This window comes from Rhizobium sp. 01N424 (assembly GCF_056399485.1).
The window spans coordinates 1-456 of sequence record NZ_JBFTRK010000046.1 but is presented as its reverse complement, the minus strand read 5'-3'; the positions used below and the strand labels follow the sequence as shown (position 1 = coordinate 456).

Genomic DNA, 456 nt, shown 5'->3' with positions numbered 1-456 from the left:
GAGTACAGCCTGCCGCCGTTTGATGGACGGCTGCGCTTCAACAAAGTGCTGTCATCGGCCCGTCTGAGCAAAACCGCCTGAGGAGCGACCATGAAAAGTACCGAAACAATCAAAGTGGTGCCGGCCCGCTACCCGCTGCGCACCGTGGGGGCCATCGTCGCGCTGTTTGTGCTGGCGGCGGTGATCCAGTCCGTGGCTTTCAATCCGCGCTGGGAGTGGGGCGTCTTTGCCCGCTGGTTTTTCGACCCGGTGATCCTCGAAGGGTTAGGGCAAACGCTGCTGCTGACGCTGGTCGGCACGGTGTTGAGCGTCATTCTCGGCGGGCTGCTGGCGCTGGCGAGGCTCTCCTCGTCGTGGCTGCTGAGCAGCCTCGCCTGGGGCTATATCTGGCTGTTCCGCTCGCTGCCGCTGATTGTGGTGCTGAKCATTTTGTATAACTTCTCCTACCTCTATGAC

1 protein-coding gene is annotated in these 456 nt (G+C 61.3%); it reads left to right on the top strand.

Going from position 1 to position 456, the window contains the following annotated elements; genetic code table 11:
* Nucleotides 1-90: 90 nt before the first annotated feature.
* Nucleotides 91-456 (top strand): ABC transporter permease subunit (locus tag AC1DNK_RS30010; RefSeq protein WP_477944880.1); only part of this gene is annotated, 366 nt, incomplete at its 3' end.